General features: G+C 63.5%; 12 protein-coding genes. 5 read left to right on the top strand and 7 right to left on the bottom strand.

The genetic code is table 11. The annotated features are described in order from the left end of the window. Positions 1-223: 223 nt before the first annotated feature. The 5 genes from CLU90_RS14835 to CLU90_RS14810 all read right to left on the bottom strand — a co-directional run bounded on the left by CLU90_RS14835 (position 224) and on the right by CLU90_RS14810 (position 5,560). Positions 224-1,354 carry a YbdK family carboxylate-amine ligase gene (locus CLU90_RS14835; protein ID WP_046684257.1) on the bottom strand — a complete coding sequence of 377 codons (1,131 nt, stop codon included), beginning with the start codon at positions 1,352-1,354 and terminating at the stop codon, positions 224-226. Then, entirely contained in the window at positions 1,355-2,542 is a 1,188-nt protein-coding gene (locus CLU90_RS14830; RefSeq protein ID WP_046684256.1) for a cation:proton antiporter, read from the bottom strand. It abuts the gene before it with no gap. A 313-nt stretch (positions 2,543-2,855) separates the two neighbouring features. Then, entirely contained in the window at positions 2,856-4,025 is a 1,170-nt protein-coding gene (locus CLU90_RS14820; protein ID WP_100428274.1) for a vWA domain-containing protein, read from the bottom strand. Further along, a complete protein-coding gene (locus CLU90_RS14815) occupies positions 4,019-4,681 on the bottom strand; it encodes a GNAT family N-acetyltransferase (RefSeq protein ID WP_092711541.1) in 663 nt (220 codons plus the stop codon). Before CLU90_RS14815 ends, CLU90_RS14820 begins: the two co-directional genes overlap by 7 nt. A gap of 9 nt (positions 4,682-4,690) precedes the next feature. Beyond that, complete coding sequence (locus tag CLU90_RS14810) at positions 4,691-5,560, bottom strand: AAA family ATPase (protein ID WP_034746522.1); 870 nt, start codon at positions 5,558-5,560, stop codon at positions 4,691-4,693. A 233-nt stretch (positions 5,561-5,793) separates the two neighbouring features. On the opposite strand from CLU90_RS14810, the gene CLU90_RS14805 reads away from it, so the two are divergent. Both CLU90_RS14805 and CLU90_RS14800 read left to right on the top strand, forming a co-directional pair. After that, on the top strand, positions 5,794-6,123 hold the full coding sequence (locus tag CLU90_RS14805) for a c-type cytochrome (protein ID WP_046684254.1): 330 nt from the start codon (positions 5,794-5,796) through the stop codon (positions 6,121-6,123). A 14-nt stretch (positions 6,124-6,137) separates the two neighbouring features. Further along, positions 6,138-6,479 (top strand): c-type cytochrome, encoded by a 342-nt coding sequence (locus tag CLU90_RS14800; protein ID WP_092712191.1) that lies wholly within the window; start codon positions 6,138-6,140, stop codon positions 6,477-6,479. A gap of 140 nt (positions 6,480-6,619) precedes the next feature. On the opposite strand, the gene norR is transcribed toward CLU90_RS14800, so the two are convergent. Then, positions 6,620-8,179: a nitric oxide reductase transcriptional regulator NorR gene (norR, locus tag CLU90_RS14795; protein ID WP_092711539.1), complete on the bottom strand. Its 1,560-nt coding sequence runs from the start codon at positions 8,177-8,179 to the stop codon at positions 6,620-6,622. A gap of 150 nt (positions 8,180-8,329) precedes the next feature. Here norR and nirK point away from each other — a divergent pair, with 150 nt between their 5' ends. The 3 genes from nirK to CLU90_RS14780 are packed head-to-tail and all read left to right on the top strand — an operon-like array spanning position 8,330 to position 12,794. After that, on the top strand, positions 8,330-9,796 hold the full coding sequence (nirK, locus tag CLU90_RS14790) for a copper-containing nitrite reductase (protein ID WP_092711537.1): 1,467 nt from the start codon (positions 8,330-8,332) through the stop codon (positions 9,794-9,796). 26 nt (positions 9,797-9,822) lie between these two features. Next, the gene (ytfE, locus tag CLU90_RS14785; RefSeq protein ID WP_100428273.1) at positions 9,823-10,500 is read left to right on the top strand and encodes an iron-sulfur cluster repair protein YtfE; all 678 of its coding nucleotides are present in this window, start codon (positions 9,823-9,825) and stop codon (positions 10,498-10,500) included. A 14-nt stretch (positions 10,501-10,514) separates the two neighbouring features. Further along, on the top strand, positions 10,515-12,794 hold the full coding sequence (locus CLU90_RS14780) for a nitric-oxide reductase large subunit (protein WP_092711533.1): 2,280 nt from the start codon (positions 10,515-10,517) through the stop codon (positions 12,792-12,794). On the opposite strand, the gene CLU90_RS14775 is transcribed toward CLU90_RS14780, so the two are convergent. Then, positions 12,791-13,213, bottom strand: a complete 423-nt coding sequence (locus tag CLU90_RS14775) for a DUF1841 family protein (protein ID WP_034746547.1) — start codon at positions 13,211-13,213, stop codon at positions 12,791-12,793. The two genes, CLU90_RS14780 and CLU90_RS14775, sit on opposite strands and share 4 nt — an antisense overlap. Between the last annotated feature and the right edge of the window lie 246 nt (positions 13,214-13,459).

Here is a 13,459-nt window from a genome sequence, read left to right as displayed (position 1 = left end):
AAGCCCGTCTGGAACCGACCCGGGCCCGTCATGTATTTTTTATCCAGCGCTCGCAATGTTGTCGGATTACGCGGCTATGCCGCTAATCCGGCCTTCGGTTCCAGAGGGAGCAACATCAGTAATTCATGCGTTGTCGGGGGCCGCGGGTAGGTCGGATTAGATCCGAAGGACCGTAATCCGACAACACCGTTGGCGGCGCCAGCCGGCCTACGTTCGGGCAGCGTCAGTAGTTCATCGGCTCACCGCGAAAACATCTGATCGCCGAATCGACCATGCCCTCGGCGCTGCCCTGCACATTGCGCTGCTTGCGCAGGTATTGCGCGTCGCTCCATTGCTTGGCCACGTCCGACAGGTGTTTCAGGGCCGGCGTGCTGCCCAGCGCCTCGGCGTGCGGTTCCATCTTGCGCAGGGTGGTCATGATGTCTTCGCGCAGCGACATCGTCTCGTAGGTTTTCGGATGCGTGATGGCGCCATCGAGGCCGAAGCGGCAAGCCTGGAAGCGGTTGTAGTTATACACGAGGTAATCGTCTTCCACCGGCGGGGTTTCGCGGCGTTCGAGCAGGTAGCGGCACAGGGCCTGCAGGTAGGCGGCCAGCGCGGCGGCCCGTTCCACCGTCAGCGGCGTGTCGCACACGCGCAGTTCGATGGTGCCGAATTCCGGCTTGGGACGGATATCCCAGTAAAAATCCTTCATGCTCTTGATGATGCCCGTGTTCTCCATCTTGGCGAAATACTCGTTGGAGAACTGGTCCCAGCTCAGGGTGAACGGCGCCCGCCCGCTCATGGGGAAGGCGAACACGGAGTTCAGGCGGGCCGAGTCGAACAGGGTGTCGCGGCCCTGCACGTAGGGCGAGGAAGCCGACAGGGCGATGAAGTGGGGGATGTAGCGGTTCAGCGAATGCAGCAAAAACATGGCGTCGTCGCCCGAGGCGCAGCCGATGTGCACGTGCTGGCCGAAGATGGTGAACTGCTTGGCCAGGTAGCCGTACAGCTCCGAAATCTCCTGGAAGCGGGGCTTGGAAAAGATCTTTTGCGACGACCATTGCTGGAACGGGTGCGTGCCGCCGCCCGCGATGCCAATATTGAGCTTGTCGCCGGCCGTGATCAAGGTGTCGCGGATTTCCTGCAACTGCTCCAGCAGGGGGCCGTGGTGCGTGTGTACGCTCGAATTGATCTCGATCATGCTCTCGGTGATTTCCGGCGTGACGTTGCCGGGGAACGGTTTCTTGTTCAGCAGATGCAGCAGGTCGGGGCTGGCGGCCGTCAAGTCATAGTCCGACAGATTTACCAGTTGCAGTTCGAGTTCGACGCCGAAGGTCAGCGCGGCCGATTGGCCAAAGGGTTCCAGCGGCATTTAGCGCTCCTTGATTTCGTGGGTTTCTTTGGCCAGCATCAGCACGCGCTGCACCAGCACGGGGCCGACCAGTTCCAGGCCCAGGGTGATGGCGGCCAGGGCGTTCAATTCGTCGCCGAAGTTCACGCCGTGCTGGCGCGCGTGTTCGAGCAGCAGGATGATGAAGACGGAAACGGGCGTCAGCGCCACGCCCGTCAGCACGCCCTTGCGCCAGGAAATGCCGCTCACGTGCGAAAACGCGGCCACGCCGGCGACCTTCGTCAGCAAGCGTCCGCCGACGACGGCCAGGGCCAGGCCCGCGCCGGCCGTCACGCTGGCCCATTCCAGGGTCGAGGCGGCATACACGAACAGCAGCACCGTCAACAGCTCGCCCATGGCGCCGAAATTGCGCTGCGCCTGGCTGAAGGCGACACGGCGGTGGCGCGCCACCAGGCCGAAGGTGAGCGTGGCCAGCAGCGGCGACAGGCTGGTGGTGTAGGTGAGGGCGACGAGCAGCATCACCGACAGCGCGAACGCCACGGTAGCGTCTTGCGCCATATTGCCCAGGCGGCGCAGCATGGCCGGCACGACGATGCCGAAGACGGTGCCGGCGGCCACCGAGGCGGCCAGCACGGCGGCGCTGCTGCTGCTCGCCTCGATCAGGTCGGTGGAGCTCTGGAACATCCAGAAGCCGACGATGATGTTGAACGTGAAGACGGCCAGCACGCAATTCAAGGCCGTGAGGTGGACGATGCGTTCCGTGACCTGGCCCGAGCTGCGTTCCTCGTTGATGACGCGCATGATGGTGGCCGGCGAGGTGGACATGGCCAGCGATGCCAGCAGCAGCGCCGTCATCGAAGTGCTGCCAAATTCGATGCCGATGAAGTAGACGACGGCAAAGGTCAGCAGCGATTCGACCAGGCCCGTGACGGCGATCCACGGATTGTTCTTCAGCCAGCGCAGATTGATGCGGTAGCCCACCTCGAACAGGATCAGGCCGAAGGCCACGTCGGCCAGCACCAGCATGGGGCCGGCGTCCGTCTGCGGCAGGATGCCCACCTGCGTTTGCGCGAGGACGAAGCCGATCACGCCGTAAAAACTGATGCGCGGCAGGCCCGTCCAGCGGTGGCCGAATTCACCCACTACCCAGGCCAGGGTAATGGCGAACGGCCAGGACAGGTCGGCGGCGATCGAGATCAGACTTTGCATGCTCATTCCTTTGAAAATGGCGCTGGCACCGGCCGGCAGCACGGGGGCTGGCGCGGCTATGTCGTGGTGCAGCGATGGTGCATTGTTTGCGCAGAGCGATGCGCCGATTCTACCGGAGCAGAAGGCGCGCACGATGTGCGCAATCGAACAGTGTCGCGGCCATGGCGGCCGCGCACAGGATGCAGCAGGGTAGGGCAGGACTGGTACCAGCGTATGGTACCCGCCCGCGGCGGAGATGCTCCGCACGGTAGTGCCGTGTCGCAGTGTACGGCATGGCGGCCCCCTGCCGCCATGGACTTTTTGTTATGCGTTTTTATTTACTGAGCAGACGCATGCCCCGTTCCAGCCCGTCGATCGACAGGGGGAACATGCGGTTGTTCATCAACTGCCGCATCACGCCGATGGACTGGCGGTACTGCCACAATCCCTCCGACTCGGGATTGAGCCAGATGAATTTCGGGAACGCCTGGGTAAAGCGCGCCAGCCATGTGGAACCCGCTTCCTCGTTGTTGTATTCGACGCTGCCGCCCGGCTGCAGGATTTCGTAGGGGCTCATGGTGGCGTCGCCGACGAAGATCAGCTTGGTGTCGGGCGGGTATTTGCGCAGCACGTCCCAGGTGGGAAAGCGCTCGGCGTTGCGGCGCCGGTTGTTCTTCCACAGGTAATCGTAGACGCAGTTATGGAAGTAAAAGAATTCCATGTTCTTGAATTCCGTCTTCGCCGCCGAAAACAGTTCCTCGGTGCGCTCGATATGGTCGTCCATGCTGCCGCCCACATCGAACAGCATCAGCACCTTGATGCGGTTCTTGCGCTCGGGCCGCATTTTGATGTCGAGGTAGCCCGCATTGTTCGCCGTGGCGGCGATGGTGGCGTCGAGCGCCAGTTCGTCTTCCGCGCCTTCGCGCGCGAACTTGCGCAGGCGGCGCAAGGCCACCTTGATGTTGCGCGTACCGAGTTCGCGCTCGCCGTCGTAGTCCTTGTAGCTGCGCGCTTCCCACACTTTCACGGCCGTGCGGTTGCCGCCCTTGCCGCCGATGCGGATGCCTTCCGGGTTCGTGCCGCCATTGCCGAACGGCGAGGTGCCGCCCGTGCCGATCCACTTGCCGCCGCCCTCGTGGCGCTCCTTCTGCTCCTTCAGCAGCTCGTTCAGGCGGTCCATCAGCTTGTCGTAGCCGAATTTTTCCAGCTGCGCCTTCTGTTCCTCGGACAGCTCGCGCTGCATGCGTTTCAGCAGCCAGTCGAGCGGAATCGCCGCATTCGTGTCGAAGGCCGCGCTGACGCCCTTGAAGTACTGCGCAAAGGCGCGGTCGAACTTGTCGAAATGGGCTTCGTCCTTGACCAGGGTCAGGCGCGCCAGATAGTAGAAATCATCCATCGAGGCGTCGATGACGTTCTTTTGCAGCGCCTCAAGCAAGGTCAGAAATTCCTTGATCGAGACGGGAATCTTCGCATCCTTGAGCGTGAAGAAGAAATCGATCAGCATGGCGATGCCTGTATCCCTGCCGCGGTCCCTTCACCTCCCGCGCGGGGCAGCGCCGCGATGGGGCGCTGCGCCAGCTTGTAGCGCAGATGGGCGGCGATTTCCGGCCACTCGCCGCGCGTGATGCTGTACATGACCGTGTCGCGCACGGTGCCGTCGCGGCGCAGCCCATGGTGGCGCAGCACGCCATCTTTTTTCGCGCCCAGGCGTTCGATGGCCGCCTGCGAGGCGTGGTTGAAATTATCGGTGCGCAGGCCCACCAGCGCGTAGCCGAGCGTGTCGAAGGCGTGCGTCAGCAGCAGCAATTTGCAGGTGGTGTTGACGTGGCTGCGCTGGCAGCGCTTCGCATACCAGGTGTAGCCGATTTCCAGCCGTTTGATCTCGGGCACCACGTCGTGGTAGCTGGTGGTGCCCAGCACCTCGCCGCTGGCCGCGTCGACGACGGCAAAGGCGAAGCGCGAAGGGCGCATCTCGATGCCCTTGAAAATGTACTGGTCCACCTGGTCCGGCTCGGGCACGGAGGTGACGCGCAGATTCCACAGTTCGCCATCCATGGCCGCCGCACGCAAGCCGGCCGCATGGTGCGGCGCCAGCGCTTCGAGGCGGATGCCGTGCAGTTCCAGGGGGACGAAGACCTTGTCGGGGCTGATGTCGTTCACCGGTGCTCCTTAGCGGTTGGTGCGCGACATGAACATCAGGCGCTCGAACAGGTGCACGTCCTGCTCGTTTTTCAGCAGCGCGCCATGCAGCGGTGGCACGACGGCCTTGTTGTCCTTGCTGCGCAAGGCTTCGGCCGGAATGTCCTCGGCCAGCAGGAGCTTGAGCCAGTCGAGGAATTCCGACGTCGACGGTTTTTTCTTCAGGCCCGGCACGTCGCGCACTTCATAGAAGGTTTGCAGCGCCTGCGCCAGCAATTCCTGTTTCAGGTGCGGGTAGTGGACGGCGACGATCTGCTCCATCGTGTCCTTGTCCGGGAACTTGATGTAGTGGAAGAAGCAGCGGCGCAAAAAGGCGTCCGGCAATTCCTTCTCGTTGTTCGAGGTGATGATGACGAGCGGGCGGTGGCGCGCCGTGACCATTTCGCGCGTCTCGTACACATAGAATTCCATGCGGTCCAGTTCGCGCAGTAGGTCGTTCGGGAATTCGATGTCGGCCTTGTCGATCTCGTCGATCAGCAGCACCACCGGTTCGGGCGCCGTGAAGGCCTGCCACAGCACGCCCTTGACGATGTAGTTCTGGATGTCGCGCACGCGCTCGTCGCCCAGCTGCGAATCGCGCAGGCGCGAGACGGCATCGTATTCGTACAGGCCCTGCTGCGCCTTGGTGGTCGATTTGATATGCCATTGCATCAGCGGCATGTTCAGCGCGGCGGCCACTTCCTCGGCCAGCATGGTCTTGCCCGTGCCCGGCTCGCCCTTGATCAGCAGCGGGCGCTGCAGGGTCAGCGCCGCATTCACGGCCAGTTTCAGGTCGGCGGTGGCGACGTAGCTGTCGGAACCTTCGAAGCGTTGGCCTTGCTGGGTGTGCTGTGCTTGCATGAGCGGTCTGCCAAAGTGGGGAAAGGGTGAGTATAAACAGAACTGCGGCCCAGCGTCACGCGGACGGCCTGTGCCTGCCTGCCTACAATGCGGGTTTTATAGGTGGACTTGCAAGAATATCTTGGCTAGAATCGGCAAGCAGCAGATTAATTGGCAACCTTAATTGTCAACTCATAAAATCAATAAAAACCAGCTCTGGCGTTTCTCCGATTACCATTGTTCACATTGCCACTATGAAAAAAATATTTGCACTTCTCGTGCTTGCCGGCATAGCAAATGCCGTCACAGCGGCTGACATTGTAGGAAACGCCAAGGCAGCCCCTGCCAAGGTGGAAATGTGTATCGGCTGCCACGGCATTCCCGGTTACAAGGCAACCTTCCCTGAAGTATTCCAGGTACCGATGATCGGCGGCCAGCCGGCAAAATATATCGAGAATGCGCTGCAAGCCTACAAGAAGGGCGACCGCAAGCACCCCAGCATGAAGGGCATCGCCAGCAGCCTGTCGGACCAGGATATCGCCGATGTCGCCGCGTATTATGCGCAACAAGCCAAGCCGAACTGAGGACCAGCCAGATGATGAAAACACTACTCGCCGCCCTCGTTTGCGCCACCGTCTCGTTTTCCGCCAGCGCCGCCGGCAATATCAATACCGGTAAGGCCCTGGCCGAAAAATACAGCTGCGCCACCTGCCACGGCAAGGATTACGGCTCGCCCATCGACCCGTCGTACCCGAAACTGGCGGGCCAGCACCGCGATTACCTGGAACACGCGTTGACCGCGTATAAGCGGGGCGACAAGGCCAACGGCCGCAACAACGCCATCATGACGGGCCAGGTAAAACCGCTGAGCAACCAGGACATCAAGGACCTGGCCGCCTACCTGCACAGTTTGCCGACCAGCCTGGTGACTCACCGCTGAGTTGTAGCGCCGGATTGATTGGTTGTTCTGACACCTGACAAAACCGTAGCGAGCGGAAGGGAGAGGCGGCCGAGACGCGGAACTGTGCTGAAGCACAGTGAGCATCGCAGGTTGCCTATACCGACGCGCAGTAGGTTTGGTTAGGTGTTCTTCAGTCCGACGCGGCGCGCCAGCTTGTGCAGATTGCTTGCGTCGAGCCCCAGCTGCCGCGCCGCGGCGGCCCAGTTATCCTGATGCAGCACCAGCGCTTGCCGGATGGCCTGGCGCTGGCTCGCTTCCACGATCTGATGCATCGATAGCAGCGGCGCCGCCGGCGTGCCACAGGCGGCTGGCGCCGGCAATTGCGTATCCGCGCCGGCCGGCGCTTCCAGCGCATCGAGGTCGAGCATGTCCGTTTCCAGGGTCACGATGTCCTTGCGGTCCGCGCCGCGTATCACGGCTTTCAGCGCGGCCCGGCTGATCACATGTTCCAGTTCGCGCACGTTGCCGGGCCAGCGGTAGTGGCACAAGGCGTTTTCCGCCGCAGCGGACAGGCGCAGGCTGCGCAAGCCCAGGCGCGCGCGGTTCAGTTCCAGGAAACCGCCGGCCAGCAGCAGCACGTCATTGCCCCGCTCGCGCAGCGGCGGAATCGGCACGGGATACACGGATAAACGGTGATACAGGTCGGCGCGGAACGTGCCGTCGCGCACATGCTCGCGCAGACTGCGGTTGGTGGCGGCGATCACGCGCACGTTGACGCGGCGCGGCCGGTCCGCGCCCAGGCGCTGGATTTCGCCATTTTGCAAGGTGCGCAGCAGCTTGGCCTGTATCGACAATGGCAATTCCCCCACTTCATCGAGAAACAGGGTGCCCCCTTCGGCCGCCTCGAAGCGCCCGGGCCGGTCGCTGACGGCGCCGGAAAACGCACCGCGCACATGGCCGAACAATTCGCTTTCGGCCAGCGATTCCGGCAAGGCCGCGCAATTGACGTGGATCAAAGGCTTGCCCGCGCGGCGCGACAGCCGGTGCAGGCGGTGCGCACACAATTCCTTGCCGACGCCCGTTTCTCCCAGCAGCAGCACGGGCAGTTCGGAATCGGCCACCACCTGCAATTCGTGCAGCAAGTGCGTGATGGCGCCGCTCTGGCCGACGAAATCGTGTTCCTCGCGCGGCGCCTGCGCATCGGCCAGCATGGCGCCGCCCGACAGGCGCAGGGCGCGGATTTCCGTTTCCAGCCGCGTCACGCGCACGGCCGCCTCGATGGCGCAGGCCAGTTCGCCCAGGTCGCGCTGCGCCTGCCCGTCGAAGGTGCCCACCTGCAGCGCGTCGAGCGTGATCACGCCCCAGCGTTCGCCTTCCAGGTCCAGCGCCATGCCCATGCAGTCGTGCACGGGCAGCGGCTCGCCGGCCCGCTCGGCGATCAGGCCATCGTAGGGATCGGGCAGGGAACTGTCGTGATGGAAGCACAGTACGCCGCGCCGCTGCAGGATGGCGGCCAGGCGTGGATGGTCGGCGACGGCGAAGCGGCGTCCCAGCGCGTCGCTGGCCAGGCCGGCCATCGCCACGGGGCGCAAATGCTCGCCGTCGAGCTTGAGCAAGGCCACGGCTTCGCAGCCGAAGTGGGCGCGCAGGCTGCCGACGAGGCGCTGCAGGCGCACGGCCACGGGCAGGTCGGCGACCAGGTCGGTGAGCAGCAGCAGGTGGATGGCGGTGGTGGTCATAATTACCATGCAGGGTACAACGGACCACGCCCAAAGAGGGTCATATCGACCCTGCATTTTTCAAATCGTTGATTTAAAACAAGTTTTTCCTGGCACACGGATTGCCTGGGTAAGGGTGCCGAACCGGCATACAAGACCAAGGAAAGCTTGATGAAAACGACTCCCTCCCTCCGCGCCATTGCCGCCGCCGTCTGCGTACTGGCCATGCCCCTGTCCGTGCAAGCCCAGGTGAGCCTCCCTGCCACCGCCGCCGCTGTCAGCCAACCCTCGGCCGCCGCCGCGCTCAAGCGCTATGAACTGCAAACCAATATCGTCGACGGCAAGATGGTGTTCATCGACGCCAAGGGCCAGGTCAACCCCGTGCTGGCGGCCAAGGTGGGCGACACGGTCGAACTGGTGCTGAAAAGCGGCGAAGGCGCCGAGCACGATCTGCTGATCCCGGAACTGAACGTCGCATCCGCGAAGTTCAGCGCCAACAGCGGCAGCACCACCGTGCGCTTCAAGGTCACGCGCGCGGGCACGTTCACTTATTACTGCTCGATCCCCGGCCACCGCCAGATCGGCATGGAAGGCAAGCTGGAAGTGAGCGGTACCTCGCTGGCCGAGACGGCGGCGCCGAAGGCGGCCAGCGAATCGAGCCAGGCCGCCGCGCTGGCCCTGTACACGCCCGCGCCATCGCCGATGCGCGGCCCCGACCCATCTGCCGTCAACGTGGCGGCCAATCCCGCCTCCGTGCCGTCCGCCATTGGCGCGCGTGCGCCGCAAACCCTGAAATACCGGATGGAGACGGTGGAACTGCCGGGCAAGCTCGATGACGGCACCAGTTTTACCTACTGGACCTTCAACCGCCAGGTGCCCGGCCCCATGCTGCGCGCGAAGGTGGGCGACACGGTGGAACTGACCCTGTTCAACGCCAAGGACAGCAAGATGATCCACTCGATCGACTTGCATGCCGTGACGGGTGGCCATGGCGGCGGGCAGCATACGCAGGTGGCGCCGGGCCAGGAAAAAACCGTCACCTTCAAGGCGCTCAATCCCGGCCTGTTCGTGTACCACTGCGCCACGCCGCTGGTGCCGCAGCATATCGCGGCCGGCATGTACGGCATGATCCTGGTCGAACCGGAAGGCGGCTTGTCAAAAGTCGACCGCGAGTATTACGTGATGCAGGGCGAGATGTACACGGGCCGTCCGCACGGCGCACCCGTGCACCAGGAAGCGAACCTGGAAAAAATGGCCAATGAGCTGCCCGACTACTACGTCTTCAACGGCGAAGTGGGCGCCCTGAGCAAGACGCACAAACTGCAGGCGAAAGTCGGCGAGACGGTGCGCATCTATTTCGGCGTCGGCGGCCCGAACAAGATTTCATCGTTCCACATCATCGGCGAGATCTTCGACAAGGTGTACAGCGAAGGCTCGATCAGCAGCCCGAAACACGACGTGCAAACGACGCTTGTGGCACCGGGCGGCGCGACCATCGTCGAACTCAAGGTACAGCATCCTGGCAGCTATCTGCTGGTCGACCATGCGCTGTCGCGCGCCGGCAAGGGCGCCGTGGGCGTGCTGGAAGTGACTGGCGAACCGGTGCCCGGCGTCTACCACGCTGGTGCCCATCAATAAACCCCATTCATCCTCAAGGAACCATTATGGACATGATCGATCAATCCCTGGGCCAGCTGGCCCGCCGCATCCCCGGCGCCACGCGCCTGTTCGATGCCCACCGCCTGGATTTCTGCTGCGGCGGCAACAAGACCCTGCGCGCGGCGGCCGAAGCGGCCGGCGTGGACACGGCGCCCATCGTCAAGGAGTTGCAAGTGCTGGCAGGGCGGACTGACGCCAGCGGCGAGCGTGACTGGCAGGAAGCTTCGGCCACCGAGCTGGTGGAACACATCCTGTTGCGCTACCACGCCGTGCACCGCGAGCAGCTGCCCGAACTGATACGCCTGGCGCGCAAGGTCGAGCAGGTGCATGGCGACCGCGCCGACTGTCCGCACGGGCTGGCGGAACACCTGTCGGCCATGGCGCAGGAACTGGAAAGCCATATGCGCAAGGAAGAAGACGTGCTGTTCCCCATGATCGTGCGCGGCCAGGGCCCACGGGCCGGCGCGCCCATCAACGTGATGCGCATGGAGCACGACGACCATGGCGTGGCCTTGCGCGCGATGGAGGAAATGACGAACGATATCACCGCACCTGGCGGCGCCTGCACCACCTGGCGCGCGCTGTACACGGGCTTGCGCACCTTCCGCGAGGATCTGATGGCGCATATCCATACCGAAAACAATATCCTGTTCGAGCGCTTTGCGCCGGCCGTGGTGCACTGACAAAGGAAAGACCCATGGGTCAATATAAAAAACTCTGGTTCACCCTGATCGGTGTGCTGATCGTGACGTTTTCGCTGCTTGGCTACTACGGCGCCGAAGTGTACCGGCAGGCGCCGCCCATCCCCGCGCAAGTGCTGGCGCAGGATGGCCGGCAACTGTTCGACCGCGAGGGCATCCTCGACGGCCAGACGGCCTGGCAATCGGTCGGCGGCATGCAGCTCGGTTCCATCTGGGGCCACGGCGCCTACCAGGCGCCCGACTGGACGGCCGACTGGCTGCACCGCGAACTGACGGCCTGGCTGGAACTGGCCGCGCAAGAGCAGCATGGCAAGGCCTACGCGGCGCTCGACGGCCCCGCGCAGGCGGCGCTGCGCGAAGCGCTCAAGCTCGAATACCGGGGCAATCGCACCGATGATGCGCAAGTGTTGCGCCTGTCGCCGCGCCGCGTGCAAGCGATTGCCAACACGGCGCACTATTATGACCAGCTGTTCTCCGACGCGCCGGCGCTGCACGCCAGCCGCGAGCATTTCGCCATGAAGGAAAACACCCTGCCCAGCGCCGAGCGGCGCGCGCAGATGACGCAATTCTTCTTCTGGACGGCATGGGCCGCCGCCACCGAGCGTCCTGGCCAGAAAGTGACCTATACGAACAATTGGCCACACGAACCGCTGATCGGCAACCAGCCCAGCGGCGAAAACCTCGTCTGGTCGGTCGCCAGCGTGGTGGTGCTGCTGGCCGGCGTGGGCTTCCTCGTCTGGGGCTGGGCCTTCCTGCGCGACCACGATGAAGCGCTGCCGGCGGCCGGTCCGCGCGACCCGCTCACCACGTTCGCGCTGACGCCTTCGCAGCGGGGACTGGGAAAATATCTGTTCCTCGTGGTGGCGCTGTTCATCTTCCAGGTCTTCATCGGCGGCTTCACGGCGCACTACACGGTGGAAGGGCAGCAGTTCTACGGCATCGACGTGTCGCGCTGGTTCCCGTATGCGCTCACGCGCACCTGGCATATCCAGGCCGCGCTGTTCTGGATCGCCACGGGCTTCCTGGCCGCCGGCCTGTTCCTCGCGCCCTTGATCAATGGCGGCAAGGACCCCAAGTGGCAGCGCCTCGGTGTCGACGTGCTGTTCTGGGCCCTCGTCGCGGTCGTCGTCGGCTCCTTCATCGGCAATTACCTAGCCATTGCGCAAGTGATGCCGCCCGAGTGGAATTTCTGGCTCGGCCACCAGGGTTATGAATACGTGGACCTGGGACGCCTGTGGCAGATCGGTAAATACGTGGGCATTTTGCTGTGGCTCGTGCTGATGCTGCGCGGCGTCGTGCCGGCCCTGCGCAAGCCGGGCGGCGACAAGAACCTGCTGGCGCTCTTGACCGCGTCCGTGGGCGCCATCGGCCTGTTCTATGGCGCCGGCCTGTTCTACGGCGAGCGCACGCACCTGTCCGTGATGGAATACTGGCGCTGGTGGGTGGTGCACCTGTGGGTGGAAGGTTTCTTTGAAGTCTTCGCCACGACGGCGCTGGCCTTCATCTTCTCGACCCTGGGCCTGGTGTCGGTGCGCATGGCCACGGCGGCCAGCCTCGCATCGGCGTCGCTGTTCATGCTGGGCGGGATACCCGGCACCTTCCACCACCTGTACTTCGCCGGCACCACCACGCCCGTGATGGCCATCGGCGCGAGCTTCAGCGCGCTGGAAGTGGTGCCGCTGATCGTGCTGGGACATGAAGCGTGGGAAAACTGGCGCTTGAAGGAACGCGCGCCATGGATGGAAAACCTGCGCTGGCCCATGATGTGCTTTGTCGCCGTCGCCTTCTGGAACATGCTGGGCGCCGGTGTGCTGGGCTTCATGATCAATCCGCCCGTCGCCCTGTACTACATCCAGGGCTTGAACACGACCCCCGTGCATGCGCATGCGGCGCTGTTCGGCGTGTACGGCTTCCTGGCGCTGGGCTTTACCTTGCTGGTGCTGCGCTACCTGCGTCCCGATTACCGCTTCAGCCCTGCCTTGATGAAGACGGCGTTCTGGGGCTTGAACGCGGGACTGGTGCTGATGATCTTTACCAGCTTGCTGCCGATTGGCATCATCCAGTTCCACGCCAGCGTGACGGAAGGCCTGTGGTATGCGCGCAGCGAGGCATTCATGCAGCAGCCGCTGTTGCAGAACCTGCGCTGGATACGCACTTTCGGCGACGTGGTCTTCATCGTCGGCGCCATCGCCATGGCGCTGCAGGTGGTGCTGGGCTTGATGGGCAAGGCGCCGAAAGCAGCTGTACGGCAGCCGCAGGCGGTGCGGCCCGGTTAACGCCTGCGGACGCAGTCGATATAAGCCTCTGTATCCGGCGGCAAGCCCGAGCGCTGCGAAGCCCAGATCATCTGGCCCAGGCATTCCATCACCTCGTGCTGGGCCGCATGGGCCGAATCGAGGCGCTGGGTCAGCTGCTGGACGGCCGGGCGGATGCCGCGCGGCTGGTCCACCTGTACCTGCTCCGTGATCGACAGATGCATGGACAGGTGCAGGAAGGGGTTGGCCTGGCCCCCTTCGACGGAGTAATCGCGCGCCAGCGCCGCTTCGACGTCGGACAGCTCGTTTTCATACTCGGGGTGTTCGAGTATCCAGTCGAGCGCGATGGCTTCCATCGGCGTGAGGATTTCATGGGCGCGGTGCTTGCGCAAGGTGTCGCAAAAGAAGCGGCGCACGTCGTCGGAAGAGGGGTTGAACATGGCTGAATGATATGGCTATGGGGCAGCCGGCATTGTACCGCGTACGTCAACGAAGGGCATCGAGGATGCCCTTTTTGCCGTCCGGCGTCCGCTTTCATGACCCGATAGTCACCGAAATTTAATACCCTGCAGTAAGTATTATCCACTACCGCCACGGCCCGGCGGCGCCAAATAACGGTGATAAAATCGCCGCTCTTGATATTTGCTCTGGACACGATGGCGATTTTATTGTCACTCCGTGCTTCC

Origin of the sequence: Janthinobacterium sp. 67 (genome assembly GCF_002797895.1) — a bacterium.
GTDB lineage: Bacteria > Pseudomonadota > Gammaproteobacteria > Burkholderiales > Burkholderiaceae_D > Janthinobacterium.
Note: the sequence above shows the minus strand (reverse complement) of the source record. Positions and strands in the feature narration are given on the sequence as shown.

Bases quoted from the DNA above. Each gene is read 5' to 3' on its own strand.
- CLU90_RS14810 (WP_034746522.1), bottom strand. From the start codon at position 5,560: ATGCAAGCACAGCACACCCAGCAAGGCCAACGCTTCGAAGGTTCCGAC.
- CLU90_RS14780 (WP_092711533.1), top strand. From the start codon at position 10,515: ATGGGTCAATATAAAAAACTCTGGTTCACCCTGATCGGTGTGCTGATC.
- nirK (WP_092711537.1), top strand. From the start codon at position 8,330: ATGAAAACGACTCCCTCCCTCCGCGCCATTGCCGCCGCCGTCTGCGTA.
- CLU90_RS14830 (WP_046684256.1), bottom strand. From the start codon at position 2,542: ATGCAAAGTCTGATCTCGATCGCCGCCGACCTGTCCTGGCCGTTCGCC.
- CLU90_RS14805 (WP_046684254.1), top strand. From the start codon at position 5,794: ATGAAAAAAATATTTGCACTTCTCGTGCTTGCCGGCATAGCAAATGCC.
- CLU90_RS14800 (WP_092712191.1), top strand. From the start codon at position 6,138: ATGAAAACACTACTCGCCGCCCTCGTTTGCGCCACCGTCTCGTTTTCC.
- CLU90_RS14775 (WP_034746547.1), bottom strand. From the start codon at position 13,213: ATGTTCAACCCCTCTTCCGACGACGTGCGCCGCTTCTTTTGCGACACC.
- norR (WP_092711539.1), bottom strand. From the start codon at position 8,179: ATGACCACCACCGCCATCCACCTGCTGCTGCTCACCGACCTGGTCGCC.
- CLU90_RS14835 (WP_046684257.1), bottom strand. From the start codon at position 1,354: ATGCCGCTGGAACCCTTTGGCCAATCGGCCGCGCTGACCTTCGGCGTC.
- ytfE (WP_100428273.1), top strand. From the start codon at position 9,823: ATGGACATGATCGATCAATCCCTGGGCCAGCTGGCCCGCCGCATCCCC.
- CLU90_RS14820 (WP_100428274.1), bottom strand. From the start codon at position 4,025: ATGCTGATCGATTTCTTCTTCACGCTCAAGGATGCGAAGATTCCCGTC.